This window comes from Haloarchaeobius sp. HME9146 (assembly GCF_025399835.1).
Classification (GTDB): domain Archaea; phylum Halobacteriota; class Halobacteria; order Halobacteriales; family Natrialbaceae; genus Haloarchaeobius.
In genome coordinates this window covers 467,129-493,223 of the sequence record NZ_JAODVR010000002.1, presented here as the reverse complement: position 1 = coordinate 493,223, position 26,095 = coordinate 467,129, and the positions used below count along the sequence as shown (strand labels likewise).

Genomic DNA, 26,095 nt, shown 5'->3' with positions numbered 1-26,095 from the left:
GTTTGCCCCGAAGATGTTCGCATCCCGTGTCGACGAACATGTTCGCGATGAGGGTTTCGTGGGTTCCGGGACGACTCTCGCGTATGGCACCAGTCTCGCACGACGCAGTCGACCCGGTCACCGACACCGTCCACGACAACTCGTGGTCGGCGAACCTGGAGCGGCCGGCCCACGCCGACGACCGCGACCTCGTGCTCGCACAGGCTGTGGAGGCGGTCGAGCACACGGCAGCCGGGAACCACGTGAACCTGGTGACCCACGGCGACCACGGGCATCCCGAGACCTACCTCTTCGAGCACCTCGCCGACCGTTTCGGCGACGACATCAGCTGTGAGTACGTCGAACAGTGCGGCTGTGGCGGGCACGTCACCCGCGTCTCCGTCGAGTGACCATGAACCCGGCAACCATCGACACCGAGGAAAGACCGTTCGTGCTCGTCTGGGAGGTGACGCAGGCGTGCGAACTCGCCTGCGAGCACTGTCGCGCCGACGCGAAGCCACAGCGTCACCCCGACGAGCTGACCACCGAGGAAGGGAAGCGCCTCCTGGAAGACGCCGCCGAGTTCGGCGACGGCCAGCTCGTCGTACTTTCGGGCGGCGACCCCCTGGCACGTGGCGACCTCGCCGAACTCGTCACCTTCGGGACGGAGCAGGGGCTCAGGATGACGCTCACGCCCAGCGGCACGTCCTCGCTCACTCCCGACCGAATCGAGCGACTGTCCGACGCCGGCCTTCGCCGGATGGCCCTCAGCATCGACGGCAGCTCCGCCGAGGCGCACGACGCCTTCCGGGGCGAGCAAGGGAGCTTCGCCGACACCGTCGCAGCGGCGCGGGCCGCCCGCGAGGTGGGACTGCCACTGCAGGTCAACACGACGGTGTGTGCACAGACCGTCGACGAACTCCCCGCGATCCGCGAGCTCGTGGCCGACCTCGGTGCGGTCCTCTGGTCCGTGTTCTTCCTCGTGCCGGTCGGGCGCGGTGCCCTGCTGGACCCGGTCTCGCCGGAGAGGGCCGAATCGGTGATGCGCTGGCTCCACGAGGTGAGCGAGTCCGCGGACTTCGGGGTGAAGACGACCGAGGCACCCCACTACCGACGCGTCGCCATCCAGCAATCGGCCGGCGAGGACGACGGAACCGACCGGCCGGCGGCCGACGCCATCGGGCGTCGCGCAGGCATCAAGGCCGGTGACGGGTTCGCCTTCGTCAGTCACGTCGGCGAGGTGTACCCGTCCGGGTTCCTGCCACACTCCGCCGGGAACGCCAGGCGGGACGATGTCGTCGACGTCTACCGGAACGCCGACCTCTTCCGGCGACTGCGCGACCCCGACGAACTCGGCGGCAAGTGCGGTGCCTGCCCCTTCCGCGGCGTCTGTGGTGGGAGCCGGTCCCGCGCCGCCGCGGTCACCGGTGACCCACTCGCCGCCGACCCGCTCTGTCCGTACGTTCCGAAGGGATACGATGGACCGCTCCCGGACCGTCACCCTGCGGCGGGCACCGGCAGCCCAGCCGATTGAGGGTCACCCGTTTCGAGTGACGCCCGTCCCTGTCTCCCCCGAGCACGAACATGTTCGTGCGCAACCATACCACGCAGGCGTCCGTAGGCACGGACGAGATGCAGTTCCCATCACCGTTCTCCGGCAGCGACGACGATGGCACGGAGGAGCCCTTCGACCCCCAGGACGCCTTCGTCCTCGACCACCTCCCCGACCCGGGACCGTTCCTCGCCGGCCACGAGGTGCTGACCGGCGATGCGCACGTCAGAGTCCATTCGATGACCAGGGAGTGCTTCGAGGAACGCGGCGTCTACGACGTGACCTTCGGCTACAACCTCGCGCGCCTCAACCGGGACAGGCGACACCCGGACGCAGGCTTCCGGTATGCCGAGGCGTCGGACGAGGAGGGCGTCCTCCGCGTCGAGTTCACCCCGACGACCGAGTTCTGTCCGCAGGGACAGACCCTCGTGACGGCCGCGTTCCGGGCCCTGAACGGACTCTCCGACCGACACGACTACGACCTCGTGCGGGTCAGAATCGACCCGTCCCACCAGGCGAGTGCAACCGCGAACGACGTGCTCTCCGTTCTGGAAACCGAGTTACGCGAGACCGGTGAGATTCCGCATCCGGACGAACTCGACTCCCTCGAACCCACGGGTGCCGACGGCCCGGCCGGCCCCGGCCCGCAGGCACCGTACTGACCGCGATGACGACAGCCACGGTCTCGAGGTGGGCTCGCCGGTTCGTGTTCACCGGCGCGCTGTTCCTCCTCGGCTGGGCACTCGCCGCGCTCGTCGGCACCCCGAGACGCGTCGAGGTCGTCCTCGTCCTGTTCGGGTTCGTCCTGCACACCGTCTTCGGGAAGGGCTACTCGCTGGTTCCGGTGTACTTCGACCGCGAACTCGCCGTGGCGCGTGCCCCCCTCGTCCAGTTTCCGCTGTCCGTCGGAGGGACAGCCTTGCTCGCACTCGACGGACTGCGAGCTTCCCCGGCGTGGGCCGGGGCGGTCGGCGCGCTCTGCTGGTCGCTCGGCGTCCTCGTCTTCGCCGGGTCGCTTCTCTGGACGGTCCGCGGTGACCTCTCCGGTGCCGCGACCGGGACCGGTTCCGTGAACGCGCACCGGCAGGCACTCGACAGGGTCGCCAACGCGTTCGTCCCGGTCGCCCTCGTGTATCTCCTGCTCGGGTCCTACGGGGTGCTCGCGGTCGAGACCGGCCTCCCGGTGTTGTTCGATGGGGGCGGCGCCCGGGCCAGCCATCTGCTCGCGGCGGGGACCGGCGCACTGTTCGTGTTCGCCGTGGGGTTCCGATTGCTGCCGCGCTTCTTCGTCGCCAGCCCGCCACGGTTCGCCCCTGTGCTCGTCTTTCCGGCCGCCGCAGGTGGACCGCTGCTCATCGCCACGTACCTCCCGAGCGGGCAGTGGTTCCGGCTCGGGGCTGTCCTCGAAGCTACGGCCGTCGTCGCCTTCGCCATCGTGCTTGGGGTGCTCTCCTACCGGTCCGAACGCCGTCGGGTCGGGTTCTGCGGCGTGCTCGCGGGCGCAGTGTGTGGCTGCCTCGGGGTCGGCCTCGGCCTGCAGTTCGCGCTGGGTGGTCTCCAGCCCGGCCTCGGGCTCGCGCATGCCCGCCTGAACCTCGTCGGCTTCCTCGGGCTGACCATCGTCGGCGTGAGCTACCAGTTCTACCCGCCTGCGGTCGGGACCTTCCCGGGCGCTGGGGACCGGACGGCACTCGGTGCAATCGCCTGCCTGCTGGTGGGGCTCGTGCTGGGAGTGACCGGCCTCGCGTTCGACGCCCCCGGCATCGAACTCCTCGGTGGTGTCATCGCACTCGCCGGAGCCGTGGCGCACGTCTGGCTCCTCGGGGGTCTCTTTCGGGAGCGCGCGAACCGCTGATCGGTGCAGACAACTGGGGTCGGGCAGGACCCCGACCGGGTGCAGGGTCTCGTCCCACCCACTCGATTCGCGTCTTGCTCACTCGGTCGTACAGAAGAACAGCAGCGCTTTCGTGTCCGAGAGGGCGCGCGGCTGGATGTCCTGGTCCCCGTCGAACCGGATCAGTTCGTCCCCCTGGAGATGGTTCGGTTCGCCGTCGAGCCTGAGGTCGAGTTCACCAGCCAGCACGTGCAGGACGATGGTCTCACCCGGATGGCTGTGTTCGGGCATCTCGTCTCCGGCTTCGAGCTGGAGTCGAACCACGCGAGGACCGGGGGCAGCGAAGACCTCCGCGTGGGGGGTCGACTCGAACTCGTTCAGGTCGGCGATGTCTGTCATGATGCACCTCTACGTTGTCCCAGCCAAAATAACAGTGCCCTGCCTCGATTGTCAGGGTGATATACCTCGTTCTCCGACGGGTCGCCGGCTCAGTCCGCCTCGACAGCGCCCCGGTCGGGCTGGCCGGCATCACGGTGCACGACCAGTCCCATGTTGGCCGCTACGAGCAGGAAGCCGGTCAGCAGCAACACGACCCCACCGGTGACGAGGGTTCCGGGAATCCAGAGCAGGTCGGCTCCGGCGACGATTCCGGTCCCGGCCACCACCAGCCAGAAGTCGGCTCTCGCCAGCCGGTGGTCGAACAGGTCCTCGACCATCGGCACCGGCTCGTAGCCGAGCAGGTCGCTGTAGCGCTCCAGCCAGACGAGGAACGGAATCACGTGGTAGAGGCTCCCGACGACCACGACGGCGACACCGCCGAACAGCAGGAGGGCAGCCCCACCGGGGCCGCCGTACCGGGCCGCCGCCGCCGTCGCGTCGCCGCCCACCCACGTTGGGGCTGTCAGGACCACCCAGCACGCGAGGGCGACGGCGACGACCCCGTACCGGGCCAGCGTCGGCGTGGTATCGACGGTCCGTCGACTGAGCACTCGACCTAACACGACGGTGAAGGCGGCCACACCCACGAGGACGAGGGCACCGCCGATTCGGGCGACCGGCGACGAATCCAGCAGTCGACCTGCCGCGAGCACAGCGACACCCAGTGGGTAGATCGCCGTCTCCACGCGCTGGAATCGTCGGTCGCGGTCGTCGAGGCTCGTCCCGGCGAACATCACCGCGAGCTGGTAGAGCGCCCCGAAAACCGTCGGCAGGATGACCCCGAACACCGCCATGGTGGCGTGTGCCGACACGAGCCTGTCCCTGGGAGGGAGCGAGTCGAGTACGGCCGGGTCGAGGAATCCCGCACCGAGTGCAATTCCCACCGCCGGGACCACCGAGAGGAAGGCGAGAGCAACCGCGAAGTGGGTCTCCGTCACGTCGCGGTCGCCACGGGGCGGGAGCGTCCGCCAGATGTTGTAGCTGAACAGCCAGAGGCCGAGACCGGCGAGGACACCACCCGCGGGCACCAGCCAGAGCGTCGTCGACCAGAACCCGGTCACGAGTCCGACGACCCCGCCGGCGACGAGTGGTAACTGGAGTCTGGCCAGCCGGGTCGAGTGGAGTTCCACTCCCGACCACACCGGGACGAACTGCGTCATCGCGCCAAGGATGGTGAGACAGACCCAGCCCACGACGACCGCGTGTACCACCGCGAGCGGCGGGACTACCCGCTGCGGCGTCGGGTAAAGTCGAATCACCCACAGGCCCATCCCGCCGGCGAGGAAGGCGAGGGCGACGAGGAAGTGGCGCAGCGGGATGGCCGTCGGGGGCCCCTGTCCCGTCTCGAGGTCGGTCACGGCTGGTCGCATACGTGAATAGAGGACCGCGGGCCCCCTCGATTTAGTTCCGAACGTGTTCGCCCGGGTCGGGGGCGTGCCCGATTGCGGCCTCCATCGTCGGTATCGAACGCAGGTCGCACCGGGTGTTGACGTTCACCGTCGACCGGGTGAGTGGGATGTTCTGGGGTGCCTCGTGCTGTGGAACCCGGTCCACGGTCAGCCGGTCGAGCACGACCCGGAGCCGGTCGTCGCCGGGTCGCGTCTCGAACAGCGACGCGAGCGCGTCACGGTCGAATACCCCGTGGAGGAGCTGTGGCTGTCCCTCTTCGTCCATGGGAACCACCGCGTCCGCTTCGGCCGTCTGCAACCGGGCCGCCTGCCACGAAACCGCTGCGGGCGAGAGCAGGGGCATATCACAGCCACAGACGAACACGCGGTCGGTCTCGACCGCATCCAGCGACCCGGCGAGACCGGCAACCGGCCCGCCACACCAGTCCGCATCGGGGGTGAACCGGACCGGCTCGGAGACGGCGTCGGCGACCAGCTCGCGTTTTGCCGCACTGCGAGCCGCGACCACCGGCGGTCGCCCGGTCACCCGCCAGAGTCTGCGGACGACCCGGTCAACCAGGGGCCGTCCGTCGAGTGTCGCCGTCGCTTTCGGCGTCGGTCCGAACCGCGTGCTGGTCCCGCCTGCGAGGACGACACCGGTGAGCGAAGACGCTGGCAGCATCGACGTCTCCCGGTCGCCCGTCATGGCCTGGTCGTCCGCAAGAGCCAGTCGTGTGGAGTGGCCCGCTCGACGGTGAAGGGGTCGAACGCCGACGGCTTCGCGCCGGCGAGTTCGGCGAGGAACGCCCGGATGGGCGAGGGGTCTCGGTCGCTGACGACCGCGAAGGGGTCGCCAGACTCGAGGTCAGCGAACGCCTCGCGGACCGCCTGCTTCCGGTCCTGCGGTGCGAGCCCGCGGATATCGACCGCCGACTCCGGTGCGTCGACGTCCCAGGCGGTCTCGGCGGCCTCGGTGACGGCGTCACCCAGTGGCTCGACCACCTCGGGAACGGCTCCCGGGACCGGCGGCTCCTGCAACTCGGTGGCGAACGGGAGTTCCGCCAGCGTCGTCGTCTGGAGGTCGTCCATGGGCGACCCGTCCGGGAAGAGGTCGTGGGTGTCGCCGCAGGACGGGCAGGTGAACCCGCCCATGTTGACGACGGTCCCGAGCACCGGCACGTCGTTGTCCCGGAACAGCTCGACGCTCCTCGCGGTGTCCTCGACCGCCGACGGGAACGGTGTCGTGACGACGACCACGCCGTCGACGTGGACCTCCTGCAGCGTCGTCAGCACCACGTCGCCGGTTCCCGGCGGGAGGTCGAGCACCAGCGTGTCCGTGTTCGACCAGGCTGTGTCCTCGAACAGTTCCGTCACGGCGTCGTGTGCCATCGCGCCGCGCCAGCCGAGTGGTGCGCCCTGCTCCATCAGCCCGATGCTCATGGCTTCGAGGGTGCCCTCTCCGGGTACCTCGACGGGCAAGGGGTGCCCGTCCTCGTCGGAGTGGATGGGGCCGGCGATGTCGAGCAGGGTCGGGACGTTCGGCCCGTGCACGTCCGCGTCGAACAGGCCGACCGCCTGGTCGTCGGCGAGTGCGCACGCCAGCATCGTCGAGACGGTCGACTTGCCGACGCCGCCCTTCGCGCTGGCGACCGCGATGACGGTGTCGAAGGCGGCCGTCCCGCTGTCGCGGTCCACGTCCGAATCCGGCGTCGGAGCCACCGGTTCGACGTGGGCCGACTCGATTCCGGGGACGGACCGGACCGCTTGCAGGACTGCCCCGACCACCTGCTGCTCGCCGACCGGGTCGAAGTCGGCGAGGTCCGCCTCGACGGTCGCGCTCCCCCCGTCGAGTACGATGTTCTCGACCAGGCCAGCCTCGAACACGTTCACGCCGGCCTCGGGGTCGCGGACCTGCCGGAGTGCGGCTTCGACGCGTGCTTGCAGGTCGGGCTGTTCGTCCACTCCCTCGTCCTCGTCCGTCTGGTGGTCTGTCTCGTGCATGGTCACAGGTCGGGCCGGCGGTTCAGGCGGTCCTCGCCGGGGAGGGTCGTCTCCACCTCGTCGAGCGCGCCGCTGAACTGCCGGCGGAACGCGCCAGGGTCGGCCTCGTACGCCCTGGCCGCGGTTCGGCGCACGATGTCGCTGTCGTCCGAATCAGCCAGTGCCGCGAGGCGCTCCCTGGCGTCGTCGTCGTCCACGCCCGCGAGCAGGTGCGCTGCCCACTCGCGAACGCGCTCGCTCTCGTCGTCGGTCTGGGCGAGCAGCAGGTCCTTCGCCCCCTCGCCGCGGAGTTTGAACAGCGAGATGGCGGCGTTCCGGCGGACCGCGTGGTGCTCGTCGTCCAGTGCGCCTTCGATCGCCTCCTCGTGGCTCTCCCGGTCCAGCCGGTCCAGCGAGACCAGTGCCTCCGCGCGCACCCACGGCTCGGGGTCTTCCAGCAGTTTTCGGGCCGTCTGTGCGGCGATGTCACCACCGAGTTTCCCGAGGGCCTCGACCGCGAACTGGCGGACCTCGGGCTCGTCGTCGGTGGCCGCGGCCGCCGCCAGCCCCTCGATTGCGGCGTCACTCGGGTCGCGGTCGGCCAGTGCGAGCGCGGCTCGACGGCGCTCGATGGGGTCGTCGCCCGCGAGGGTGGCGAGCAGGTCGTGCTCGGCCGCGTCCTCGACGGGTTCCGTATCGCTGGCCGCGAGTTCGGCCGGGTCGGCCTCCCCGATGGTCACGTCCTCGCGGGAGACCTCGATATCCTCCAGCCCGACCGGGTCCTCGCCGAAGCCGGGACTGTTCTCGGGGTGGAGTTGCGGGTCCGGCGGCCCGTCGGTGGCCTCTTCCTCGTCTCTCACGCTGGACCACCCCGAATATCGGTACCGGCACCACCATCGGAGACGAGCAGTGCGAGCGCGACCACCGCCCCGACTGCCCCGGCCAGCGTCGCCGGGACGCCCGAGACGAGCAACAGGACGGCTCCCATGGCGACCGGCCAGCGTCCGGTTCTCACACCAGCCACGGTCGCGGCGACGCCGCCGCCGGCCGCCAGCGCGACCAGCACCACGGACCCGCCGACGACGTTGCTCCCGACGAGCAGCGCGGCGCCGGCGACGAAGGGCGCACTCGTCGCGGCCTGGTACACCGCCACCGCGGCCAGTGCGCCGGCACCGAGGTCCGGCCACGAGAGGCTCCGTCCGGCGAACGCCGGTGCCAGGGCGATTCCTAGCAGTGCCACGGTCGTGCCCGTGGTTCGGAGGCTGGTGGCGACGCCCGAGGAGGCCGCCAGTGAGAGCGCGATACCGAGCAGCACGACCGTACTCGAAACGAGTTCCAGCGGGGTGACCTGCCGGTCCGCCTCGCGGATCCGGGACGCGACGGCGAGCGAACCGCCGCCGAGGACCGCCCCCGAAGCCGGCAGCCACGCCGCCGGGGACAGTCCGGCGAGGACACCGAACACGCCGACGAACGTGAGGCCGACGCGTTCGGCAGGCGAGGTCGAAGCCGTACTCGCGCCGAGGACGAGTGCCGCGAGTGCGGGCCCAAGGAGCGCCGCGAACAGGACCGGCCGCAACAGGGATGCGTCGACCACCGGCCCCTGGAGCGAGGCGTTCACCGCCAGCCTGAGGACGAACACGGTGGTCGCGGGGACGACCGCGAGCAGTGCGGCCGCGGTCCGGGTGGTGACGGGGAGGCCGTCTGCCAGGGCTGCGACTGCGCCGCGCGTCCGGGTCCCCCAGTGGTCGAACGTCGAACTGCTCACGGGTCGTCACCTCGCTGGTCGTCGGCCGGGGGCGGCCCCTCGAAGCGTGAGGCTAGCGCCTGCTGGTCGGCCCGGGAGAGCCGGTCACAGAACTCGGCAAGCTCCCCGTAGAGGCCGGTCCCGGACTGTTCTGCCATCGATTCGGCGACTCCCGGGACCGCCACCCTGAGGTGTCGGTCGAGGAAGTCGAGGCGGGCCCTGGCGAGATCGCGGTCATCGTCGTCGGCTGCGACCGCCTCCTGCCGGGCGAGGTAGCCCGCGAACTCCAGCATGTAGGGCAGGAAGTCGTGGTTGTCGCGAGTCTCCTGGTTCACCTCGACGCCGAAGTACTCGTAGGCCCGGGCGAGGTCCAGGTTCACGTCGTTCCAGGACACCTCCGACCGATAGCGCGACTCGTACAGCGACACCGGCGGCCCCTGCGAATCGAGGGACCCGTCGGTCCGGTCCTCGTACTCCGCGTAGCCGACCGTGAACAGGTCGTTGTAGCGGGCACAGAGCGTGTCGTGGTCGTCGTCGGTCCCGAGCTCCGGCGGGTCGATATCCAGTCCCGAGACGGCGACCAGTTCGGCACCGGTCTCGGTGACCTCGCCACTGGCCAGTCGCTCGTGGACGGACGCGCTCGGTTCGCGGAACAGGGTCGCACACAGCCCGTACAGTGCGCCGCGGGCCGCGGCCTCCCTGTCCGTCTGGTCCGGCATCGGTGACTCGTCACTCGTCGTCTCTGCGGTCGATTCCTCGTCGTCTCGCGTGGTATCAGGTTGCTCTTGCATCGGCTCACCTCAGGTTCGTCGCATCGCCGTCACGGTCGCGATCGCCACGCCGACGATAGAGACGCCAGCGACCGACCACAGCAGCGTCTCGTACGGTGGGCCCTGCGGGCCGGGACCCAGCGCGAAGTGGTACCACTCGCTGACGGATTTCCGGCCGGAGCGCTCCATCTCGGAGCCGTTCCAGACCGCGAAGGCGACGTCCATGTCCTGGTCCGTCGGGATGTCCGCCCGGTTCTGGCCGGTAGCCTGCAGGTCACGAGCCACCACGACCGTCCAGCGGCCGTCCTCGTAGCTGGTCGAGACGTTCACCGCGGGCTGCTCGAACTCGGTGGTCGTTGCGGGCCCACCGGCCAGTAGCTCCTCTGCCCCGCTGGGCGAACTCCAGTACCAGACGTTGACCGGGTTGCGCGTGCTGCCCATCGCGATGGGCGGGCGGGCGCTCTGGTTCACCGGAACCTGGACCGCGAGCGCGTCGGCGAACTCGCGGGGACTGCTCGCGTTCCGGTCCGCGGTCCCGTCATGCCAGGACAGCCGGACGTAGAACCGCTCCTCGGTCCGGATGGACTGGACCTTCACCTCCTCGACCGAGGTCGTATCGGCGTTCGGGACCCCGCTCGGAGCGCTGGTCATCGGGACCTCGACGGGAGGTGCTTCGTCCCAGACGGCCGCGTCCGGACTCGCGGCGCTCGTCTCGCCCACCGGCTCGTGGACGGGAATCTGATGGGCCGGGCGGGCACTGGCGAGCATCGGCACCAGCAGGGCCGACGCGACCACCAGCGCCGTCAGCGCCAGCGTGACCGCGATGGTCTGTCTGGTCTCGCGGTCGGCGTCCGCTGACTGCCGGGACGGTCCCCGCTCAGTCATCGTCGAACACCTCCATGCGGTACTTCTGGGCCGGGTTCTCGTCGGTGAGCATCGAGAGCAGTTCGCTCTCGCCGCCGCGGTTCACCTTGTCGCGCTCGCGCTCGATGGTGTCGAGCGCGTCGTGGACTTCCTCGCCGAACAGCTCCTCGAGGTAGGTTCGGGGGATGCGGTCCACGTCGACCGTCTCGCCGTCCTCGGAGTGCTGTGGCGGCGCGTAGGGCGGGATGTAGTAGACGTTCGGGTCGGTCTGGTACTCGGGGTGCAGCGGGAGGGCGACCTCGTACTCGTTCACCAGCTTGTGGATGGGGCCCTCCTCGTCGTCGAGGAAGCCCACGAGGCGGAGCTGTGGCGGGCACTCCTCGGCACAGGCCGGTTTGAACGTCTCACCGTTCGGCCCCTCGCCTTCGAGCCGCGGGTAGCAGAAGATGCACTTCTCGGAGGTCTTCTTGACCGCGTTGTAGTACACCTTCTTGTACGGACAGCCCTCCACGCAGTAGCGGTAGCCCCGGCAGCGCTCCTGGTCGACCAGCACGATGCCGTCCTCCTCGCGCTTGTAGATGGCCTTGCGCGGGCAGGCCTCGACACAGGAGGGGTGCGTGCAGTGGTTGCAGATGCGCGGGAGGTAGAAGTAGTACGAGTTGGGGTACTCGCCGGCCCCCTGGTCCTCGTCCCAGTTCGGGCCCCACTCGGGGTCGCCCTGGGGGCGCAGGGGCTCGTCGCTCCCGTCGTACATGATGGCCTCGTGGTTGAACTCCCAGTGGTGGCCGTAGTCCTCCTGCTCGGGAATCTCGCCGGGGTTGCGCTCGTTGTGCTCGCTGGATTTCCAGCCGCCGCCTTTCTCCTCCCAGTTCTTCGGGTAGCCCTTGCCGGGGCGGGTCTCGACGTTGTTCCAGTACATGTAGTCGCGGCCGCCGCCCTCGGTCCAGAGCGACTTGCACGCGACCGTGCAGGTCTGGCAGCCGATGCACTTGTTCAGGTCCATCACCATCGCGACCTGGTGGTCGACGCCGTCGGCGAGGTTCACGCCGTCGTCGGACTGGCTGCTCATTCGTCATCACCTCCCTTCTTCCGCACGTCGACGCGGACGTCCGAGTTCACCCCGGTCGGCCCCCAGTAGTTGGGGAAGAAGTAGAGGTGTTCACCCGAGTCCTCGGGGTACTGGACGAGCTGGGTCGGCTTCATGTACATCGGCACGAGCGAGTTGAAGTTGTCCCGGTCGGGGAACTGGAACTGCTCCCAGGCGAAGTACATCCGGGCGGTGCCGCGCTGGCTGCTCGGGTACTCCTTCGCCTGGACCTCGACCTCGGCGAGGTCGTTGTGGACGACGACCGTGTCGCCGTCCTCGATGCCGCGTTCGTCCATGTCCTCGGGGTGCAGGTAGACCAGCGGTTCGCCGCGCTGCAGGCGCAACATCTTCTCGGAGTCGCGCCACGTCGAGTGGATGGACCACCGGCCGTGGGGCGTGTTGTACTTCAGCGGATACTCCTCGCGGTCCTGCTCGGCGACCGGCCCCTTGTGCGTGGGCAGCTGTTCACCCAGCTCGAGGAACCAGTCGTGGTCGATGTAGTACTGCTGGCGGCCGGTGAACGTCGGCCACGGCTCCTTGTCCTGCACGAAGCGCTTCCACGGCGTGTACGCCTCGCCTTCCTCGATGTCGGAGGTCCAGTGGTCGCCGGCGGCCTTGAGCCGCTGAGGCTGTTCGACCGTGTCGGCGAAGGTGATCTGCTCGTCGCTGTCGTGGGGATTGGACTCCTCGGAGTGTTCGAGGACGAACTCACAGGCCGCACGGTCCTCTTCGAGGGCACCTTCCTCGTCGGCGAGCCAGTCGCGGACGTAGTCGTCGTAGATGGTCGTGAGGTCGATCTCGCGGTCGAACTTCCGGTCCTGCACCGGTTCGACGCCGCGGTCGCGGGCGACCTCCTGGATCTTCGCGGCGAGCTCGCGGAATATCTGCCAGTCCGTCTTGGACTCGCCCAGCGGCTCGACCGCGGGCGTGAACGGGTGCACGTAGGTGTGCATGTCCGTCATCGACAGGTCGTGTTTCTCGTAGTGGCTCGCGGTCGGGAGGACGATGTCCGCGTTCATCGCGGTCGAGTCCATCCGGAAGTTGATGTCGACGACGAGGTCGAGCTTCGGCCAGAGCTGTTCCTCGACGGCGACGTTCCCCTTGGACTGGTTGAAGTAGTTCCCCCGCCAGACGAACATGGTCGTCGGGTCGGGTCTGGACCCGTCGTCGCGTTCCTCGGGGTAGAGCGGCATCCAGCCCTTGTCGAGGGATTCCTGTATCTTCGCCCGGGTGTCCTCGTCGGTGTTCTCCATGATACCGGCGTGGTAGTACGTCCAGAGCGTCGTCGGGACGCCGCGGACGTTCCCGGTCGGGAACGAGAGCTTCTTCCAGCCGTGGATGGTCCAGATCTTCTCCTGCCCGACGTAGTGGTCGAGGCCGGTGCCCTGCCGCCCGAGGTTGCCGGTGAGGGTGACGAGCAACTGGAGGGCGCGGTTCCCGAGGTCGTTGTGGTACCAGTCGTTGACGCCCTTCCCGTGGATGATCTTCGCGCGCTCGGCCTCGGCGAACTCGCGGGCGATACGCTGGTGCGTGTCTTCGCCGACGCCGGTCTCGTTGTAGACGTACTGCGGGTCGTACTTCGCGAGTTCGTCCTGCAGGTTCAGCCAGACGGTGCGGACTGGAATCTCGCCGTCGGCTTCGCCACCACCGACCGTCCGCTCGGTAGTCAAGTCGGGCTCGAAGTCGAGTTCGATGCTCGCGGACTTGTCGTACTCGCCGTCGCGGTCGCCGAGGGAAGCGGGGGCGACCTGGAGGTTCCCCGATTCGTCCTGCATGACGAACACCTTCCCGGGGTCCTCGACGTCCTCGCCGAGGCCCGGCACCTCGCTGGCGCGCAGGAACTTCCCGGTGTCCTCGCGGACCAGCAGCGGCATGTCCGTCTGCTCTTTCAGGTGGGCCTCGTCGTACAGGTCCTCCTTGACGATGGTCCGGGCCATGCCCAGCGCGAGGGCCGTGTCGGTCCCGCCCTCGGGACTCATCCACTCGTCGGTGTGGATGGCGGTCTGGGAGTAGTCGGTGAAGACGCCGACGCGCTTCGTCCCGTTGTAGCCGGCGTCGAGGAAGTACTTCGCGTCGGGGATGCGCGTGACGTTGATGTTCGACCCCCACGCGATGATGTAGTCGGCGTTGTACCAGTCCGCGCTCTCGGCGTTGTCGGTCTGGACGCCCCACGTCAGGGGCTGGCCCGGCGGCAGGTCCGAGTACCAGTCGTAGAAGCTGTGGGAGACGCCGCCGAGCAGGTTGACGAGGCGGCTGCCGGAGGCGAACGAGATGGGGCTCATCGCCGGAATCGGGGTGAACCCCGAGATGCAGTCGTACCGACCGGCCTGCACCTCGTCGATGACGTGGTCGGCGATCTCGGCGAGTGCTTCGTCCCAGGTGATACGCTTCCACTTGCCCTCGCCGCGCTCGCCGACGCGCTTGAGGGGGTGCTTGATGCGCTGGTCGGCGTTGACGTAGTCGGTGTAGCAGGCACCCTTCTGGCAGCCGCGTGGGTTCGGGTCCGGGAGGTCCTCGTCGAAGCGCGGGTAGTCGCCGGACTGCTCCTCGCGCCAGACCTGCCCGTTCTTGACGTAGACGTTCCACGAGCAGGAGCCGGTGCAGTTCACGCTGTGGGTCGACCGGGAGACGGAGTCCCAGTCCCACTCCTCGCGGTAGAGGTCCTCCCAGTCGCGATAGGGGTAGTTCCCGATGGGGTCGTCGACGACCTGGAGCCCCTCCATCTGGAAGAGGTCGTCGGCCGAGCCGATGCCGGTCAGTCCTGCGGCCGTCGCTGCGCCGAGTCCCTTCAGGAACCCGCGTCTGGACGGCGTCACGTCGCTCTCGTCTCGCTCGTCGTGGGTCGGTTCTTGCTTACTCATGTTTCGTGACGAAGACGGTGGTCAGTGCGAGCGCGGCCCCAGCCACGCCGAACGCGATACCTGCGGGGTCGCTCCCGCCCAACTCCAGCCCGATGGCGACCAGCGCCAGCCCGCCGAGCTTCGTCGCCCGGTCGAGCCGGGTGTAGGTCCGCTGGGAGACGGCGACCTCAGTCATCGGAGGGCACCTCCTGTTGCCCCTCGTCGCTGGGCGTTCTCCCGTCCGAGAGCACCCGGTAGACGATACCACCGGAGGCGGCCGGGGCGACCAGCAGCGCCACGATGAGGAACGGGTTGACGGCGCTGGTCGTCGTTCCGAGCACCTCTGCGAGGATGTTGTTCATCCCCGCGATGGAGGCGATCATGATGAACACGATGGCGGCGACGCCGGTCGCGGTCTGCCAGGGTCGCTCCAGCGGGTCCGAGGTGAAGTGGGTCTGCTGGCTGTGGTAGTCGATGAACGGCCAGGCGAACACGGCCAGGAACACCAGTCCCGGGAGCACCACGCCGCCGAGGAACTCGGTGCTGACGTGGATGTCGACCACGGGGATGGTGAAGCTCAGCCACGTCGGCAACAGCTTCAGGAAGCCGTACAGCCACATGAAGAACCAGTCGGGCATGATGAGCTCCGGAGTGCCCGCCGGGTCGTTCGGGCCGTACTCGGCGATGTTGTGGACCGGCAGGAAGCCGGCCAGCACCGACAGCGTGGCGAGCGTCAGGAAGAACACCACGGCGCTGACGGCGACCTGGTTGGGGAACGCCGGCAGGCCGATGATGACGTCACCGTCGTCCTGGTCGACGGATTTGCGTCCCGACTCCACGTCACCGTCTCGGGGTGCCTCGGTGTGCTTCTGGCGTATCAGGATGGCCATGTGCAGCGCCAACCCGACCCCGATGAGGACCGGGATGACGAGGACGTGGAGGAAGTACAACCTGGGGATGGTCGCGCTCGACGGGAACTCCCCGCCGAACATCACCTTCGCGGCGATGCCACCGACCACCGGTATCGAGTTCGCGATGTTGAAGCCGATACCGGTGGCGGTGCTCGCGAACTCGTCGAACGGGAGCGCGTACCCGGTGTAGGCCGCGCCCATCGCGAGCACGGCGAGCCCGGAGCCGACGACCCAGTTCGCCTCCCTCGGGTTCCGGTACGCCCCGGTGAAGAACACACGGAGCATGTGCAGCCCGATGGAGGCCACGAACAGGTGGGCCGCCCAGTGGTGCATCCGCCGGATGAACATCCCGTAGGGGATGTCGTAGGTTATCTGCAGGACGCTGACGAACGCCTCGGGCAGCTCCTGGCCCTGGAACTTCTCGACGCTGCCCTCGTAGGTCACACTGCTCGTGCTCGGCTCGAAGAACATCCCGAGGAAAATCCCGGTGAGCGCGAGCACGATGAAGCAGAACAGCGCGACCTCGCCGAGCAGGAACGAGTCCTCGGCGGGGAAGGCCTTCCCGAGCGCGTTCCGGCTGTTGTCGAGCTCGAAGCGCTGGTCCGCCCAGTCGTAGGCCCGGCTGGGGGCGTCGGTCGCGCCTTGCCGGAGGGAGTCGAGTCGCGACATCACTCACCCCCCGCGCCGACGGGCGCTTCGAAGTCGCCGGTCGCCATCAGGTAGCCGTCGCTCGACACCGTGATGGGGAGCTGTGGCAGCGCCCGCGGTGGCGGGCCGCCGACCACGGCTGCGCCGCTCTTGGGGTCGAACTTCCCGAAGTGACACGGACAGACGAGGGTGTCGCCCTCCTCCTTGGAGACCATGCAGCCAGCGTGGGTACACACCTTGGAGTAGGCCGCGTAGCCGCCGGTCGTGAACTCCAGTTTCGTCTCGCCGCCGTAGGCGGACTCTGGATACCTGACGAGGAGGGTCGGTGCCTCCTCGATGCCGGGTCGGGGTTCCGGGAAGACGGTCATCTTCTCGCCCTCGCCCAGGGCCTTCTCGGTGATTCGCTCGCCCTCGCTGTCGACGAGGTAGATGCCGTCGGAGTAGATGGGCCCGGTGTAGTCCCGCTCGAACACCTGCGTGAGGCCGGCGAGTGGTGCGGCCAGCGTGCCCACGGCGGTCAGGCCGCCGACGGTCGCCATCACCTTCGCGAAGTCACGGCGCTGGAGTTCGGCGCGGCTGTCGGAGTAGATGGTCGGTGCCGAGACGCCAGCGCCGTCGCCGCAGTCCGAACAGCAGCCGTCGCAGTCGTCGCCGCTCATGAGTGACCCCTCCGTTCGGCGACCTCGACGTGCGGCATGAAGAACGCGTAGTAGCTGACCGTGAGCAGGGCGAGCGAGGTGAACATCCCCGCGGCGTAGACGCCGAAGTACTGGGTGCGGGCGAGGGTGAGGTACTCACCGGTGAACAGCGCCGCGAACACGATGGCGAGGATTGTCAACCCGCCCATCGCGACGATTCCCTCGACCGCGTCGGAGGCGTCGTGGTACTCGACGACCCAGCGGTTCTCGGTGTCGAACCAGGGCAAGCCAACCTGCCCGCCGTCGGCCACCGCGGCGTCCGCCGAATCGTCTGGCCTGACGGCCTCGTTCATGAAGCGGTGGACCGCGGTCAACGCGCCGACGAGGCCGAACAGGGCGACCCAGACGATGACGCCGACCTGGCTCGGCGAGAGCTTGTTCGGCGTATCGATTATCTCCTGGAGGGGCCGCATCTCCGAGACGCTCTGGTCGATCTCGATCTCCTCGCTCGGTGGCTCGCCGTGGAGCGCGACGTACCACATCGGCAGGAGCACCAGCGCGATGATAACCGCGATGACGATGGTTCCTCGTCTCATAGTTTCACCGCCGACTCACCTCGATACTCGATTCCAGTCGGGCGATTCGACCGCAACCTGCCGTCGTTCGAAGCCATGTGCGGGTCTTCCCGTTCCACCCCGGTAACTCGCGGACCACAGAATAGAGGGGGTTTAAGTGCTATATCTGGCCGAACATGTTCGGGGAAAGGAACAACAGACGAGCACGGGAAATATCAGGCGTCATGGCGAGTGGTATCCGCGCGGAGGTATCGATACGCGAACCCTCCGTTTGCAGGGTCGCGGCGGTCTCTTCGGACTACGCGCCGGTCGAGACCGTCACCCGCAGTGGCCACCCGGGCGACGGCGAGGTCGTCGGTGAGTTCTCGATAGGCGAGGCACTCGACGACGAGGACGACCTCGAGGAGGTCTACAGCACGGGGTCGGACCACGTCTACCGGTTCACGCGCGACTGTGGCTGTGGCTGCGTCTGCGAGCACGTCGAACGCCACGGCTGTCCCGTCCGCGACCTTCGGGCCGAAGACGGCGTCATCCACCTCACGTTCTACGTCTCGGACGTGGAATCGCTCCGGGCGGTCGTCACGGACCTCCGCGACGAGTTCGACGGCGTGGCGGTCCGCCGGCTCACGCGGTCACAGCCGTGCGAGGACGCGGCCGACCTCGTCTTCGTCGACCGACAGTCGCTGACCGAGCGCCAGCGCGAGGTGCTGGAGACCGCGCACGAAGAGGGCTACTTCGCACATCCGCGCGACGCCAACGCAACTCAGGTCGCGGACTGCCTCGACATCACGCGCTCGACGTTCGCGGAACACCTCGCCGCCGCACAGAAGAAGTTACTCGACGACATCCTCACCCACTAGCTGGATTCCGTTCGCTTCCGGCCTCAGCGGACCTCGACGCTGAGGTCCGTGTCGGGGGCGGCCGAGCGGAGGTAGGACATGACCGCGACGGTTCCGATCAGGACGATGGTCGCGAGCGCCGCGATGCCGATACCGAGGTTCACGGTCATGAGGGCGAAGCTGCCGAGGACCAGCGTGAGTGCCAGCCACACCGAGAGGGCGGCCAGCAGCCAGTCGAGGCGGCGAAGGAGTCGGTCGTCTATCATGTGAGTCCTACGTCGTGTTCGGCGATAACCTTGCTGGGGCCTGGGGAGTCGGTGCCGACAAAAACGGCCATCACTCGATGGGTATCGTCTCATTGTACTATCTCCCCTTCAGGGAGGCAGGGTCGAACCGTGTCCCGACACTTCGAGTTCGACTGTCCGAACTGTGAGGCGAGAACGGTCGTCGACCGGGAGGTCCGGGAACTCGTCATGCTGGACGGCTGTATCGTCTGTGGTGAACCGATCGACGAGGGCGCGTTCGCCACGGTCGAGAACTGACCGCGCATCTGACGGCGGTCGACGGCTCACTCGGTGTCGTCGTTCCGGTCACTCAGGTGCAACTCGTCGACCAGCCGCTGCGTGACGATGGTCTCGACGATGTCGACGAGGCCGCCGTCGTCGGCGTAGTCGGCGAACAGCCCCAGCGGAATCTGTCCGCCGGCCATCTGCCGGTGCCCACCCGCGCTTCCCACGTCGCCGAAGGCGGCCTTGAGCGCGTCGCCGATGTGGATGCGGGAGTCGGTCGACCGGGCGCTTATCTCGACCATGTCGTCGATGAGGCCGAAGATGACCGTGGTGTCGACGCCCTCCATGTCCGAGAGGTAGTCCGCCGCCTGCGGGAGGGCGTCGCGCTCCGTGGTCCGGCCCGCGTGCGAGATGAGGACCGAGCCCCGGATGATCCGGTTGTCGATCGCGTCACTGATGGCGTCGATGGTCGCCTCGCTGATGGACGGGTGGGCGAGCTTGCGTAGCAGGTCCATGTCGACCCCCTCTTGCAGGCGCTCGGCGGCGGCAAAGTCGGGTCCGGAGACGCCCCGGAGGAACTCCAGGGTCTCGCGTCGCAATGCGAACATCAGGGCGGTCGCGAGCCGCGTATCGACGTCGATATCGAGTTCGTCGAGGTACTCTACGAAGATGGTCGCGGTCGCGCCGTAGCCTTCCCGTCGGTCGATGAAGTCCGCGACGACGTTATCTGCGGGGTGATGGTCGACGACGACATCGACGTCGACCTCCGCAGGGACCCTGTTGTTCTGTCCGGCGACCGAATGGTCGACGAAGGCGATGACATCACCTGTGGTCAACGACTCCATGGAGAACTGTTCAAGATCCAGCTCCAGCAGGTTCACGAAGGCGCGGTTCTGCTGGTGAGAGATGTCGCCCGCGTACAGGACCGTCACCTCCTCGACGCCTGCGTCGCTGGCGATCTCGTGGAGCGCCATCGCGGACGCGAGGCTGTCGGGGTCGGGATTGTCGTGACAGACGATGACGAGCGATTCCGCGCCGGCCAACAACTCGTGGAGGTCTTGACCTCGGCCCATACCCCGATTAGGTGCCCGTCGGTCAAGGGTCTGTGGTCGAACCGGACGGACTTTTGATGGATGGCAGCGTAGAGTCGGGTAGTTCGTGTCCGCCCTGCAGTCCCTCTACAACGTCCTCGTCACACTCGTGCTCGCGCCCGGCATCGTCAGCCACGAGTTCGCCCACGTGCAGGCGTGCCGGCTGTTCGGCGTCCGCGTCACCGCGAGTCGCTACCTCAATCCCTTCGCGGAGGACGCCTACGTCGACCACGAGCGCGTCGACTCGTTCGTCGCCGACCTCGGTATCGCGGTCGCGCCGCTCGTCGTGAACACGCTCCTCGGTGCGGCCGCCTTTGTTGTCTTCGGCGCTCTCGCCGGCTCGAGCCTCGCCTACCTGTTCGGCTGGCTCGGGGCCATCTTCGCCCTGACGGCGGTTCCCAGTCCGAGCGATACCGCCTCGCTCTTCCGAACTGCGGGGAACCTGCCGCGGGGCCCCCGGACGGCCGCGTACGTCGTGGCCGCGCCGGTCCGGGCGCTGACGGCGATTCCGTTCGCCAGCGGGATGTACGGCTACCTGCTCGCAGTCTGGCTGTTCACGCTCGTCTCCTCGCCGGCCTGACGACGGAACGATAGACGAATGTGTCCCCGCCCGAGAAGGAAATGGATATGAGCTATCGATACCGGGCGGTCTTCGTCGACCTCGACGACACGCTCTACCCGTACGAGCCGTGCAACGAGGCCGGCAAGGAGGCCGCGCTGGAGACGGCCCGGGACCTGGGGTACGACTTCGAGCGCGCGGAGTTCAGGGAGTACTACCAGGCGGCCCGGAGCGAGGTGAAACGCGAACTCGCCGGGACTGCCTCGGCCCACGAGCGCTTCCTCTACTTCAAGCGACTCATCGAGATATACACGGGGACCCACAAGTCCCGCCACGCGCTGGAGCTCGGTGAGGCGTACTGGGACACCTACATCCAGGAGATGGAGCTGTTCGACGGCGTCGAGGAGACGCTGGCGAGATTCCACGACGAGGGCGTCAAGGTCGCCGTCGTGAGCAACCTCACGACCCGAATCCAGCTGAAGAAGCTGGAACACCTCGGCCTCGAGTCCGTCATCGATCTCGTGGTCACCTCCGAGGAGACCGGCTCCGAGAAGCCCGCCTCGGTGATGTTCACGCTCCCGCTGGCCCAGCTCGACCTGCGCCCGAGCGAGGTCGTCATGGTCGGCGACAGCGTCGAGGCCGACGTCGAGGGCGGGAACGCTGTCGGGCTGGACACGGTCCTGTTCGAGGCGGGAACCGAGGCGGAGGCCGATCTACAGGGTCGCCGCCGGCCGGATTTCCGAACTGCTAACTTCGCGGACCTCACAGAGTTGGTATTATGACACTCGAACAGGAACGCGACGCCGTCGTCCAGTGGGCCCCCGACCTCGCAGACCTCACCCCGGGTCGAACCGGCAACCTGAGCGTCCGCGCAGAGGACGCGTTCGCGGTGACGCCGACCGGTGTCCCGTACGACAGTTTCGACGCCGAGGACGTACCGGTCGTCGACTTCGAGGGCGAGCAACTCGCCGGGAACATGAAGCCCTCCAGCGAGGTGCCGATGCACCGCTACCTCTACCGCGACATCGACGCGGGTGCCATCGTCCACACCCACTCCACGTGGGCGACGACGATGTCGGTCCTGCACGAACCTCTCCCGCCGGTCCACTACATGATCGTCTCCGTGGGCCACGAGGTGCCGGTGGCGGAGTACGCCCCCTACGGCTCGCAGGAGCTCGCAGAGAACTGTGTCGAGGCCATGGAGGAAGCGGACTCGCAGGCGTGTTTCATCGAGAACCACGGCCTCGTCGTCACGGCCGAGGACCTGCCGACCGCCGTCGAGAACACCGGCCATATCGAGAACCTCTGCCAGGTCTACCTGCAGGCCCGGAACGTCGGTGAACCGACGGAACTGACGACCGCGGAACTGGAGACGGTCGAGGAGAAGTTCGAATCCTACGGCCAGTAGACCAGTCACGATACGAGTAGTGCGTCTTGGCTGGTTGGTTCTCCCCGTACCGGCTGGCAGTGTCGGTCTTTCGTAGTAATGCGGTGTAGTTAAATAACAGAAATGTCAAGTTAAATACGGTGCGTTCGGGGGTCGTCACCTGAGACAGCGGTCGTTGGGGGAATACGACCGCCCCGGAGCACCCACATCCACCAACCGTTTCCGGAACGAGCCACCCCCCACGGGCTCGTTCCAATACGTCTCTACCCGACACTCTCGACTGCCATGGCCGTGTATTATGCCGCCTCGAATCGACGGTGAGCACGATGCTCGTGGAACTCGGGCTGTTCGTCGGCGGGCTTGCGCTCCTCGTTCTCGGCGCGGACCAGACGGTGCGTTCGGCCGGCGAACTCGCGCTCTATTACGGTATCTCGACGTTCTTCGTCGGCGTCACCGTCATCTCGGTCGGCACCTCCATCCCGGAGATGACCACCTCGATCTACGCGGCACTCTACGGGGCTGGCGACCTCGTCGTCGGGAACATCGTCGGCTCCGAGACCGCCCAGATAACCCTCGCCATCGGCATCGTCGCCCTCATCGCTCCCATCGAGGCCGAGCGCCGAAACGTCGCCATCTACGGGGGCGCGATGACGCTCTCGATGATCATCATGCTCCTGACGCTCGAAGACGGGCTGCTCATCCGCTCCGAGGGCTTCCTGATGATGCTCGCGTACGTATTCTTCATCCACGACCTGTACTCGAACGAGGGAGGCGAGGAGATCACCGAGGAGGTCATCGAGGAGCGCGCGCCGCCCGCGAAGACGCTTCCGCGGATTTTCGCGGGCCTGCTGATGGTCGTGGTCGGGGGCCATCTGATGGTGACGAACGGTATCGAACTGGGGGCTACCCTCGGCGTTCCGACCTACCTTCTCGGAGTCCTGACGGGCCTCGGAACGACACTCCCCGAGATCGCGGTCGCCGGCATCGCGGCGAAAGAGGGTGATGCCGGCATCTCGGTCGGGTCGCTCCTCGGCAGCAACATCACCGACCCCGTGTTCTCGCTCGGCATCGGGGCGCTGTTCGCAGACGTGACGGTGAACAACGTCGCCGCACTCCGCCTCTCCGGCGCGTACATGCTCGGCGTCTCACTGGTCGTCCTCGCGCTCTTCTACTGGCGTCGGGGACTCTCCCGGCCAGCGGGCGTGTTCTGTCTCCTGCTGTACTTCCCCTCGTTCGTCCTCCTGTGACGAAAAACCGTGCAGGCGAGCTGGAGTGCGGTCTCAGAAAACCAGGTCCGCGACGACTGGCCAGTGGTCGGAGGGATACGGTGCACGACTGATGACCGTCTCGAATCGGGAGACGGCGAAGTCGTCGCTGGTGAAGATGTAGTCGATGCGGTCGTCGGCGTGGCCGTCGAACTGGTGGAAGGTCCCCTGTGGTCCTTCGACCGTCGCCGCGGCCTCCCGGGCGGTCCGGAGCCCGCCTGCCGTGAGTTGAGTCACGGGGCGGGACTGCGGTGTCGCGTTGAAATCGCCCACGACGAGTTCGGGTCCCTCCCCGGTCAGGAAGGTATCACGAAGCAGTCGAGCGCTCTCGTACCGGGCTTCGATGCCCTCGTGGTCGAAGTGAGTCGCCAGGAACCGCAGGGGCTGTCCATCGACCTCGGCGCTGAGCCAGGTGGCCACGCGGGGGTATGCCGCGTCCCAGCCGACGCTCACCTCGTCTGGCGTGGGCGAGAGCCAAAACGCGCCCGTCTCGAGCGCCTCGACCTTCTCCGGGCGGTAGGCGACCGGGACGTGTTCTCCCTCTTCGCCACCTTTCCGACCGACGCCGAACCACTCGTAGCCCGGGAGCTGGTCCTGCAGGTAGTCGAACTGGTGGGGCGTCGCCTCCTGTACCCCGAACAGGTCCGCGTCGATGTCGGCGAGCAGGTCGACCACCTGTTCGCGCCGATTCGGCCAGGCGTCCGGGCCGTCGTAGGGTGTATCGTACCGGCAGTTGAACGTCGCCACGCGGAGTTCCGTCATTCTCTGCTGTTCGCAAGGGCGCTCGCGAGCAAGGGTCTTCCGCCTTCTGTTGGCCAGTCAGAACTGGAGGTGCGACGACGACCCGGGCATCCCGTCGTCGCCGTCGTCGATGCCGCCGTCGTGCAGGTACTCGCAGTCGTCGTCGGTCAGGTAGACGACGCCCCGGTTGACGCTGATGTCGACCGGGACGAGCGAGAGCCCTTCGGCCTTCCCGTTGTCGCAGTCGCCCGAGCAGGCGTTGAACATGGAGCCGTGCTTCGGACAGATTATCTCGCCGTCGCGCATCGCCGCGCCCATCCCACGGTCGAGGCGCTGGTCCGTCTCGTGCTGACAGAAGTTCTTCCACGCCTCGATGCAGTCCGGTTGTTTGACCAGGATGACCTCCTGTTCGGTACCGTGGGACTCGCGGACGGTGAACAGGTACGACCCGTTCTCGGGTATCTCGTCGACGGTGGTCAGACGTGTGAGGGCCATGGCCGAGGGGTTCGTCGGGCAACTACAAATGCTGTGCGCCCGGCCTGGCAGCGCTCAGGAATCAGGGACGGCGGTATCTCACCGGAACGCGACTGTTCCGACATGACGCTCGAAGGGAAACGAACCATCGTGACAGGCGGCACCTCCGGCATCGGCCGCGCCACCGTGAAGCGGTTCTGTGAGGCGGGCGCGTCGGTCGTGGTCGCCAGCCGCAGCGAGGACGCTGGCCGGCAGGTCGCCGAGGAACTGGGCTGTGAGTTCTTCGAGACCGACGTGCGGGAGTACGACCAGGTGGTCGCGCTCGTCGAGTACGCCGTCGAGACCACGGGTGGGCTGGACGTCCTGGTGAACAACGCCGGCATCGGGAGCGTCACCTCGGTCGAGGAGATGGAACTCGAGGAGTGGGACGCGGTCATCGCGACCGACCTCACGGGGGTGATGCACGGGACCAAAGCTGCACTGCCACATCTTCGCGAGTCCGGCGGTTGCATCGTCAACGTCGCGTCCATCTACGGGCTGGTCGGCGGGCGCGGCGCGGCCTCGTACTCGGCGGCGAAGGGCGGCGTGGTCAACTTCACCCAGCAGGTTGCCATCGATTACGCCCGCGACGGTATCCGGGTCAACAGCGTCTGCCCTGGATTCGTGGACACTCCGATGACCGACGACCTGCTCGAATCCGAGCGCTTCCAGTCGTTCCTGCAGACGAACACGCCGATGAATCGCCCCGCACAGCCAGAGGAGATCGCTCCCGTCATCGCCTTCCTCGCCTCGGACGACGCCTCGTACGTGACGGGCGCGAACGTCCCGGTCGACGGGGGCTGGACCGCTCACTGAGCCGCCGCGGTCCAGTCAACCGCAGCGGTCCAGTTCTCAGCCGTCGGCGGGCGCGACCGTGTCGCCGGCCCAGAGGTACAGTTCGTCCCGGTCTTCTTCGAGTTGCTCGTAGACCGCGTGCTCGCCCCGGCGGTCGTCGTCGCGGCTCACGGCGGTTCCGACGAACCGGGGGACGAGGCCGGCAGCGAACCAGAAGTTCGCGCTGTCCTGGAGCTGGAAGTGCAGGTGCGGCTCGCTCGAGAACCCGGAGTTCCCGCACTCGCCGACGACCTGGCCCCGGGTGACCTCGTCGCCGGGGTCGACGCGGACGCTATCCTGCTTGAGGTGCGCAACGAGGCTGTACTCCCCGCTTTGGTGTTCGATGACGACGTGGTTGCCAGCGATGTCCCAGGTCCGCCATTCGAGCCACCCCGACCCCGGCTTCGGGTAGTCCCGGAGCGACGCCTTCGTCTTCACCACGGTCCCGTCGGCGGGGGCACGAATCGGCTCGCCGAAGGCGTGGTAGTCGGTCAGCTCGTCGCCCTCGCCGTCGTGGGTGTCTCCGTCCTCGTCGGTGACGACGAAGTCGTAGGCGTAGCGCTGGGAGACGATTCCCCACGAGTGCGAGGTCGGCTTGGTGATGCCGCCGTTGACGGTCGTCCACTCGCCCGAGAACGGGACGGTCAGCCGGGTCGAGGGAACGTGCCTGGTGCGACTCGGTAGGCGGCCGAGGTACCGCACGTAGGCAAGCGCGGTGCCGCCTATCTGGAGAATCTGGGTCAGGATGCCCCACGGGGTGAACCCCCAGCGAAGCTGTGAGACGAGGAACTTCAGCCGGTCCGCGTTCGAAATCTCGTGGTCGTAGCCGTCCGCCTCGGTCGAGACCGTCGCGAGGAGGATGGGGAGGATACCGCCGATGAGGAAGAACACCCAGTCGTGCGGTGCCAGGGGCCCGATTCGCTGCACTACGAACCCCAACAGGAAGAAGCCGCCCATGACGACGAACATGTTTCGCCCCGCGAGCCACTGCAGGACCCGGCGAGCCGTCGACTGGAGTGCTTCGACCGGGGCCGGCCGCCCGGACTGTCCGGTGCTGGCCGTTGTCTTCTCGGTCATGCTTTCACGGTTCGAGATGGTGGTAAGTAGAG

30 protein-coding genes are annotated in these 26,095 nt (G+C 67.7%); 11 read left to right on the top strand and 19 right to left on the bottom strand.

The window, feature by feature from the left end; genetic code table 11:
* Positions 1-83 precede the first annotated feature (83 nt).
* The 4 genes from N6C22_RS20075 to N6C22_RS20060 are packed head-to-tail and all read left to right on the top strand — an operon-like array spanning position 84 to position 3,386.
* A complete protein-coding gene (locus N6C22_RS20075) occupies positions 84-389 on the top strand; it encodes a CGCGG family rSAM-modified RiPP protein (protein WP_261652992.1) in 306 nt (101 codons plus the stop codon).
* Between the two features lie 2 nt (positions 390-391).
* Positions 392-1,513, top strand: a complete 1,122-nt coding sequence (locus tag N6C22_RS20070) for a TIGR04053 family radical SAM/SPASM domain-containing protein (RefSeq protein ID WP_261652991.1) — start codon at positions 392-394, stop codon at positions 1,511-1,513.
* Positions 1,514-1,563: 50 nt separating this feature from the next.
* Positions 1,564-2,193 carry a hypothetical protein gene (locus tag N6C22_RS20065; protein WP_261652990.1) on the top strand — a complete coding sequence of 210 codons (630 nt, stop codon included), beginning with the start codon at positions 1,564-1,566 and terminating at the stop codon, positions 2,191-2,193.
* Between the two features lie 5 nt (positions 2,194-2,198).
* Positions 2,199-3,386, top strand: a complete 1,188-nt coding sequence (locus tag N6C22_RS20060) for a hypothetical protein (protein WP_261652989.1) — start codon at positions 2,199-2,201, stop codon at positions 3,384-3,386.
* A 78-nt stretch (positions 3,387-3,464) separates the two neighbouring features.
* Here N6C22_RS20060 and N6C22_RS20055 read toward each other — a convergent pair whose 3' ends face one another.
* The 14 genes from N6C22_RS20055 to N6C22_RS19990 all read right to left on the bottom strand — a co-directional run bounded on the left by N6C22_RS20055 (position 3,465) and on the right by N6C22_RS19990 (position 17,269).
* Entirely contained in the window at positions 3,465-3,764 is a 300-nt protein-coding gene (locus N6C22_RS20055) for a cupin domain-containing protein (RefSeq protein ID WP_261652988.1), read from the bottom strand.
* A gap of 89 nt (positions 3,765-3,853) precedes the next feature.
* On the bottom strand, positions 3,854-5,173 hold the full coding sequence (locus tag N6C22_RS20050; protein ID WP_261652987.1) for a hypothetical protein: 1,320 nt from the start codon (positions 5,171-5,173) through the stop codon (positions 3,854-3,856).
* A 31-nt stretch (positions 5,174-5,204) separates the two neighbouring features.
* Positions 5,205-5,897, bottom strand: coding sequence for a molybdenum cofactor guanylyltransferase (locus N6C22_RS20045; protein WP_261652986.1), 693 nt, complete (start codon positions 5,895-5,897; stop codon positions 5,205-5,207).
* A complete protein-coding gene (locus N6C22_RS20040; RefSeq protein WP_261652985.1) occupies positions 5,894-7,192 on the bottom strand; it encodes a P-loop NTPase in 1,299 nt (432 codons plus the stop codon). The genes N6C22_RS20045 and N6C22_RS20040 overlap by 4 nt, the downstream gene beginning before the upstream one ends.
* Positions 7,193-7,194: 2 nt before the next feature.
* Entirely contained in the window at positions 7,195-8,031 is an 837-nt protein-coding gene (locus N6C22_RS20035) for a HEAT repeat domain-containing protein (RefSeq protein WP_261652984.1), read from the bottom strand.
* Entirely contained in the window at positions 8,028-8,936 is a 909-nt protein-coding gene (locus N6C22_RS20030) for a phosphate ABC transporter permease (protein WP_261652983.1), read from the bottom strand. The genes N6C22_RS20035 and N6C22_RS20030 overlap by 4 nt, the downstream gene beginning before the upstream one ends.
* Positions 8,933-9,706: a molecular chaperone TorD family protein gene (locus tag N6C22_RS20025; protein WP_261652982.1), complete on the bottom strand. Its 774-nt coding sequence runs from the start codon at positions 9,704-9,706 to the stop codon at positions 8,933-8,935. The genes N6C22_RS20030 and N6C22_RS20025 overlap by 4 nt, the downstream gene beginning before the upstream one ends.
* Positions 9,707-9,715: 9 nt before the next feature.
* Complete coding sequence (locus tag N6C22_RS20020) at positions 9,716-10,570, bottom strand: ethylbenzene dehydrogenase-related protein (protein ID WP_261652981.1); 855 nt, start codon at positions 10,568-10,570, stop codon at positions 9,716-9,718.
* Positions 10,563-11,618 (bottom strand): 4Fe-4S dicluster domain-containing protein, encoded by a 1,056-nt coding sequence (locus N6C22_RS20015; protein WP_261652980.1) that lies wholly within the window; start codon positions 11,616-11,618, stop codon positions 10,563-10,565. Before N6C22_RS20015 ends, N6C22_RS20020 begins: the two co-directional genes overlap by 8 nt.
* Positions 11,615-14,497 (bottom strand): molybdopterin-dependent oxidoreductase, encoded by a 2,883-nt coding sequence (locus N6C22_RS20010; protein WP_261652979.1) that lies wholly within the window; start codon positions 14,495-14,497, stop codon positions 11,615-11,617. The genes N6C22_RS20015 and N6C22_RS20010 overlap by 4 nt, the downstream gene beginning before the upstream one ends.
* Positions 14,490-14,672 (bottom strand): hypothetical protein, encoded by a 183-nt coding sequence (locus N6C22_RS20005; protein ID WP_261652978.1) that lies wholly within the window; start codon positions 14,670-14,672, stop codon positions 14,490-14,492. Before N6C22_RS20005 ends, N6C22_RS20010 begins: the two co-directional genes overlap by 8 nt.
* Entirely contained in the window at positions 14,665-16,056 is a 1,392-nt protein-coding gene (locus N6C22_RS20000; protein ID WP_261652977.1) for a cytochrome bc complex cytochrome b subunit, read from the bottom strand. The genes N6C22_RS20005 and N6C22_RS20000 overlap by 8 nt, the downstream gene beginning before the upstream one ends.
* On the bottom strand, positions 16,056-16,694 hold the full coding sequence (locus N6C22_RS19995; RefSeq protein ID WP_261652976.1) for a ubiquinol-cytochrome c reductase iron-sulfur subunit: 639 nt from the start codon (positions 16,692-16,694) through the stop codon (positions 16,056-16,058). The genes N6C22_RS20000 and N6C22_RS19995 overlap by 1 nt, the downstream gene beginning before the upstream one ends.
* Positions 16,691-17,269, bottom strand: a complete 579-nt coding sequence (locus N6C22_RS19990; RefSeq protein ID WP_261652975.1) for a hypothetical protein — start codon at positions 17,267-17,269, stop codon at positions 16,691-16,693. Before N6C22_RS19990 ends, N6C22_RS19995 begins: the two co-directional genes overlap by 4 nt.
* Before the next feature lie 203 nt (positions 17,270-17,472).
* On the opposite strand from N6C22_RS19990, the gene N6C22_RS19985 reads away from it, so the two are divergent.
* Complete coding sequence (locus N6C22_RS19985; protein WP_261652974.1) at positions 17,473-18,108, top strand: helix-turn-helix domain-containing protein; 636 nt, start codon at positions 17,473-17,475, stop codon at positions 18,106-18,108.
* 23 nt (positions 18,109-18,131) lie between these two features.
* Here N6C22_RS19985 and N6C22_RS19980 read toward each other — a convergent pair whose 3' ends face one another.
* Positions 18,132-18,353, bottom strand: coding sequence for a hypothetical protein (locus N6C22_RS19980; RefSeq protein ID WP_261652973.1), 222 nt, complete (start codon positions 18,351-18,353; stop codon positions 18,132-18,134).
* 129 nt (positions 18,354-18,482) lie between these two features.
* On the opposite strand from N6C22_RS19980, the gene N6C22_RS19975 reads away from it, so the two are divergent.
* Positions 18,483-18,629, top strand: a complete 147-nt coding sequence (locus N6C22_RS19975) for a hypothetical protein (protein WP_261652972.1) — start codon at positions 18,483-18,485, stop codon at positions 18,627-18,629.
* 26 nt (positions 18,630-18,655) lie between these two features.
* Here the strand turns inward: N6C22_RS19975 and N6C22_RS19970 are convergent, their stop codons facing one another.
* Positions 18,656-19,669, bottom strand: coding sequence for a bifunctional oligoribonuclease/PAP phosphatase NrnA (locus N6C22_RS19970; protein ID WP_261652971.1), 1,014 nt, complete (start codon positions 19,667-19,669; stop codon positions 18,656-18,658).
* Between the two features lie 85 nt (positions 19,670-19,754).
* Here N6C22_RS19970 and N6C22_RS19965 point away from each other — a divergent pair, with 85 nt between their 5' ends.
* The 4 genes from N6C22_RS19965 (at position 19,755) to N6C22_RS19950 (ending at position 22,880) form a co-directional block, all read left to right on the top strand.
* Positions 19,755-20,267: a DUF3267 domain-containing protein gene (locus tag N6C22_RS19965; RefSeq protein WP_261652970.1), complete on the top strand. Its 513-nt coding sequence runs from the start codon at positions 19,755-19,757 to the stop codon at positions 20,265-20,267.
* A gap of 47 nt (positions 20,268-20,314) precedes the next feature.
* Entirely contained in the window at positions 20,315-21,028 is a 714-nt protein-coding gene (locus tag N6C22_RS19960; protein ID WP_261652969.1) for an HAD family hydrolase, read from the top strand.
* Complete coding sequence (locus tag N6C22_RS19955; protein ID WP_261652968.1) at positions 21,025-21,654, top strand: class II aldolase/adducin family protein; 630 nt, start codon at positions 21,025-21,027, stop codon at positions 21,652-21,654. Before N6C22_RS19960 ends, N6C22_RS19955 begins: the two co-directional genes overlap by 4 nt.
* A 305-nt stretch (positions 21,655-21,959) precedes the next feature.
* The gene (locus tag N6C22_RS19950) at positions 21,960-22,880 is read left to right on the top strand and encodes a sodium:calcium antiporter (RefSeq protein WP_261652967.1); all 921 of its coding nucleotides are present in this window, start codon (positions 21,960-21,962) and stop codon (positions 22,878-22,880) included.
* 33 nt (positions 22,881-22,913) lie between these two features.
* Here N6C22_RS19950 and N6C22_RS19945 read toward each other — a convergent pair whose 3' ends face one another.
* Positions 22,914-23,660, bottom strand: a complete 747-nt coding sequence (locus N6C22_RS19945) for an endonuclease/exonuclease/phosphatase family protein (protein ID WP_261652966.1) — start codon at positions 23,658-23,660, stop codon at positions 22,914-22,916.
* Positions 23,661-23,717: 57 nt separating this feature from the next.
* On the bottom strand, positions 23,718-24,134 hold the full coding sequence (locus N6C22_RS19940; RefSeq protein ID WP_261652965.1) for a Rieske 2Fe-2S domain-containing protein: 417 nt from the start codon (positions 24,132-24,134) through the stop codon (positions 23,718-23,720).
* Between the two features lie 102 nt (positions 24,135-24,236).
* Between N6C22_RS19940 and N6C22_RS19935 the strand changes: the two genes are divergently transcribed.
* On the top strand, positions 24,237-24,968 hold the full coding sequence (locus N6C22_RS19935; RefSeq protein WP_261652964.1) for an SDR family NAD(P)-dependent oxidoreductase: 732 nt from the start codon (positions 24,237-24,239) through the stop codon (positions 24,966-24,968).
* A 36-nt stretch (positions 24,969-25,004) separates the two neighbouring features.
* Here N6C22_RS19935 and N6C22_RS19930 read toward each other — a convergent pair whose 3' ends face one another.
* On the bottom strand, positions 25,005-26,063 hold the full coding sequence (locus N6C22_RS19930) for a M23 family metallopeptidase (protein ID WP_261652963.1): 1,059 nt from the start codon (positions 26,061-26,063) through the stop codon (positions 25,005-25,007).
* Positions 26,064-26,095: the final 32 nt, after the last annotated feature.

What these genes read in the sequence shown, in the direction of transcription:
- N6C22_RS20075 (WP_261652992.1), top strand. Translation starts at nt 84, where the DNA reads ATGGCACCAGTCTCGCACGACGCAGTCGACCCGGTCACCGACACCGTC.
- N6C22_RS20070 (WP_261652991.1), top strand. Translation starts at nt 392, where the DNA reads ATGAACCCGGCAACCATCGACACCGAGGAAAGACCGTTCGTGCTCGTC.
- N6C22_RS20065 (WP_261652990.1), top strand. Translation starts at nt 1,564, where the DNA reads ATGTTCGTGCGCAACCATACCACGCAGGCGTCCGTAGGCACGGACGAG.
- N6C22_RS20060 (WP_261652989.1), top strand. Translation starts at nt 2,199, where the DNA reads ATGACGACAGCCACGGTCTCGAGGTGGGCTCGCCGGTTCGTGTTCACC.
- N6C22_RS20055 (WP_261652988.1), bottom strand. Translation starts at nt 3,764, where the DNA reads ATGACAGACATCGCCGACCTGAACGAGTTCGAGTCGACCCCCCACGCG.
- N6C22_RS20050 (WP_261652987.1), bottom strand. Translation starts at nt 5,173, where the DNA reads ATGCGACCAGCCGTGACCGACCTCGAGACGGGACAGGGGCCCCCGACG.
- N6C22_RS20045 (WP_261652986.1), bottom strand. Translation starts at nt 5,897, where the DNA reads ATGACGGGCGACCGGGAGACGTCGATGCTGCCAGCGTCTTCGCTCACC.
- N6C22_RS20040 (WP_261652985.1), bottom strand. Translation starts at nt 7,192, where the DNA reads ATGCACGAGACAGACCACCAGACGGACGAGGACGAGGGAGTGGACGAA.
- N6C22_RS20025 (WP_261652982.1), bottom strand. Translation starts at nt 9,706, where the DNA reads ATGCAAGAGCAACCTGATACCACGCGAGACGACGAGGAATCGACCGCA.
- N6C22_RS20020 (WP_261652981.1), bottom strand. Translation starts at nt 10,570, where the DNA reads ATGACTGAGCGGGGACCGTCCCGGCAGTCAGCGGACGCCGACCGCGAG.
- N6C22_RS20015 (WP_261652980.1), bottom strand. Translation starts at nt 11,618, where the DNA reads ATGAGCAGCCAGTCCGACGACGGCGTGAACCTCGCCGACGGCGTCGAC.
- N6C22_RS20010 (WP_261652979.1), bottom strand. Translation starts at nt 14,497, where the DNA reads ATGAGTAAGCAAGAACCGACCCACGACGAGCGAGACGAGAGCGACGTG.
- N6C22_RS20005 (WP_261652978.1), bottom strand. Translation starts at nt 14,672, where the DNA reads ATGACTGAGGTCGCCGTCTCCCAGCGGACCTACACCCGGCTCGACCGG.
- N6C22_RS20000 (WP_261652977.1), bottom strand. Translation starts at nt 16,056, where the DNA reads ATGTCGCGACTCGACTCCCTCCGGCAAGGCGCGACCGACGCCCCCAGC.
- N6C22_RS19995 (WP_261652976.1), bottom strand. Translation starts at nt 16,694, where the DNA reads ATGAGCGGCGACGACTGCGACGGCTGCTGTTCGGACTGCGGCGACGGC.
- N6C22_RS19990 (WP_261652975.1), bottom strand. Translation starts at nt 17,269, where the DNA reads ATGAGACGAGGAACCATCGTCATCGCGGTTATCATCGCGCTGGTGCTC.
- N6C22_RS19985 (WP_261652974.1), top strand. Translation starts at nt 17,473, where the DNA reads ATGGCGAGTGGTATCCGCGCGGAGGTATCGATACGCGAACCCTCCGTT.
- N6C22_RS19980 (WP_261652973.1), bottom strand. Translation starts at nt 18,353, where the DNA reads ATGATAGACGACCGACTCCTTCGCCGCCTCGACTGGCTGCTGGCCGCC.
- N6C22_RS19970 (WP_261652971.1), bottom strand. Translation starts at nt 19,669, where the DNA reads ATGGGCCGAGGTCAAGACCTCCACGAGTTGTTGGCCGGCGCGGAATCG.
- N6C22_RS19960 (WP_261652969.1), top strand. Translation starts at nt 20,315, where the DNA reads ATGAGCTATCGATACCGGGCGGTCTTCGTCGACCTCGACGACACGCTC.
- N6C22_RS19955 (WP_261652968.1), top strand. Translation starts at nt 21,025, where the DNA reads ATGACACTCGAACAGGAACGCGACGCCGTCGTCCAGTGGGCCCCCGAC.
- N6C22_RS19950 (WP_261652967.1), top strand. Translation starts at nt 21,960, where the DNA reads ATGCTCGTGGAACTCGGGCTGTTCGTCGGCGGGCTTGCGCTCCTCGTT.
- N6C22_RS19945 (WP_261652966.1), bottom strand. Translation starts at nt 23,660, where the DNA reads ATGACGGAACTCCGCGTGGCGACGTTCAACTGCCGGTACGATACACCC.
- N6C22_RS19940 (WP_261652965.1), bottom strand. Translation starts at nt 24,134, where the DNA reads ATGGCCCTCACACGTCTGACCACCGTCGACGAGATACCCGAGAACGGG.
- N6C22_RS19935 (WP_261652964.1), top strand. Translation starts at nt 24,237, where the DNA reads ATGACGCTCGAAGGGAAACGAACCATCGTGACAGGCGGCACCTCCGGC.
- N6C22_RS19930 (WP_261652963.1), bottom strand. Translation starts at nt 26,063, where the DNA reads ATGACCGAGAAGACAACGGCCAGCACCGGACAGTCCGGGCGGCCGGCC.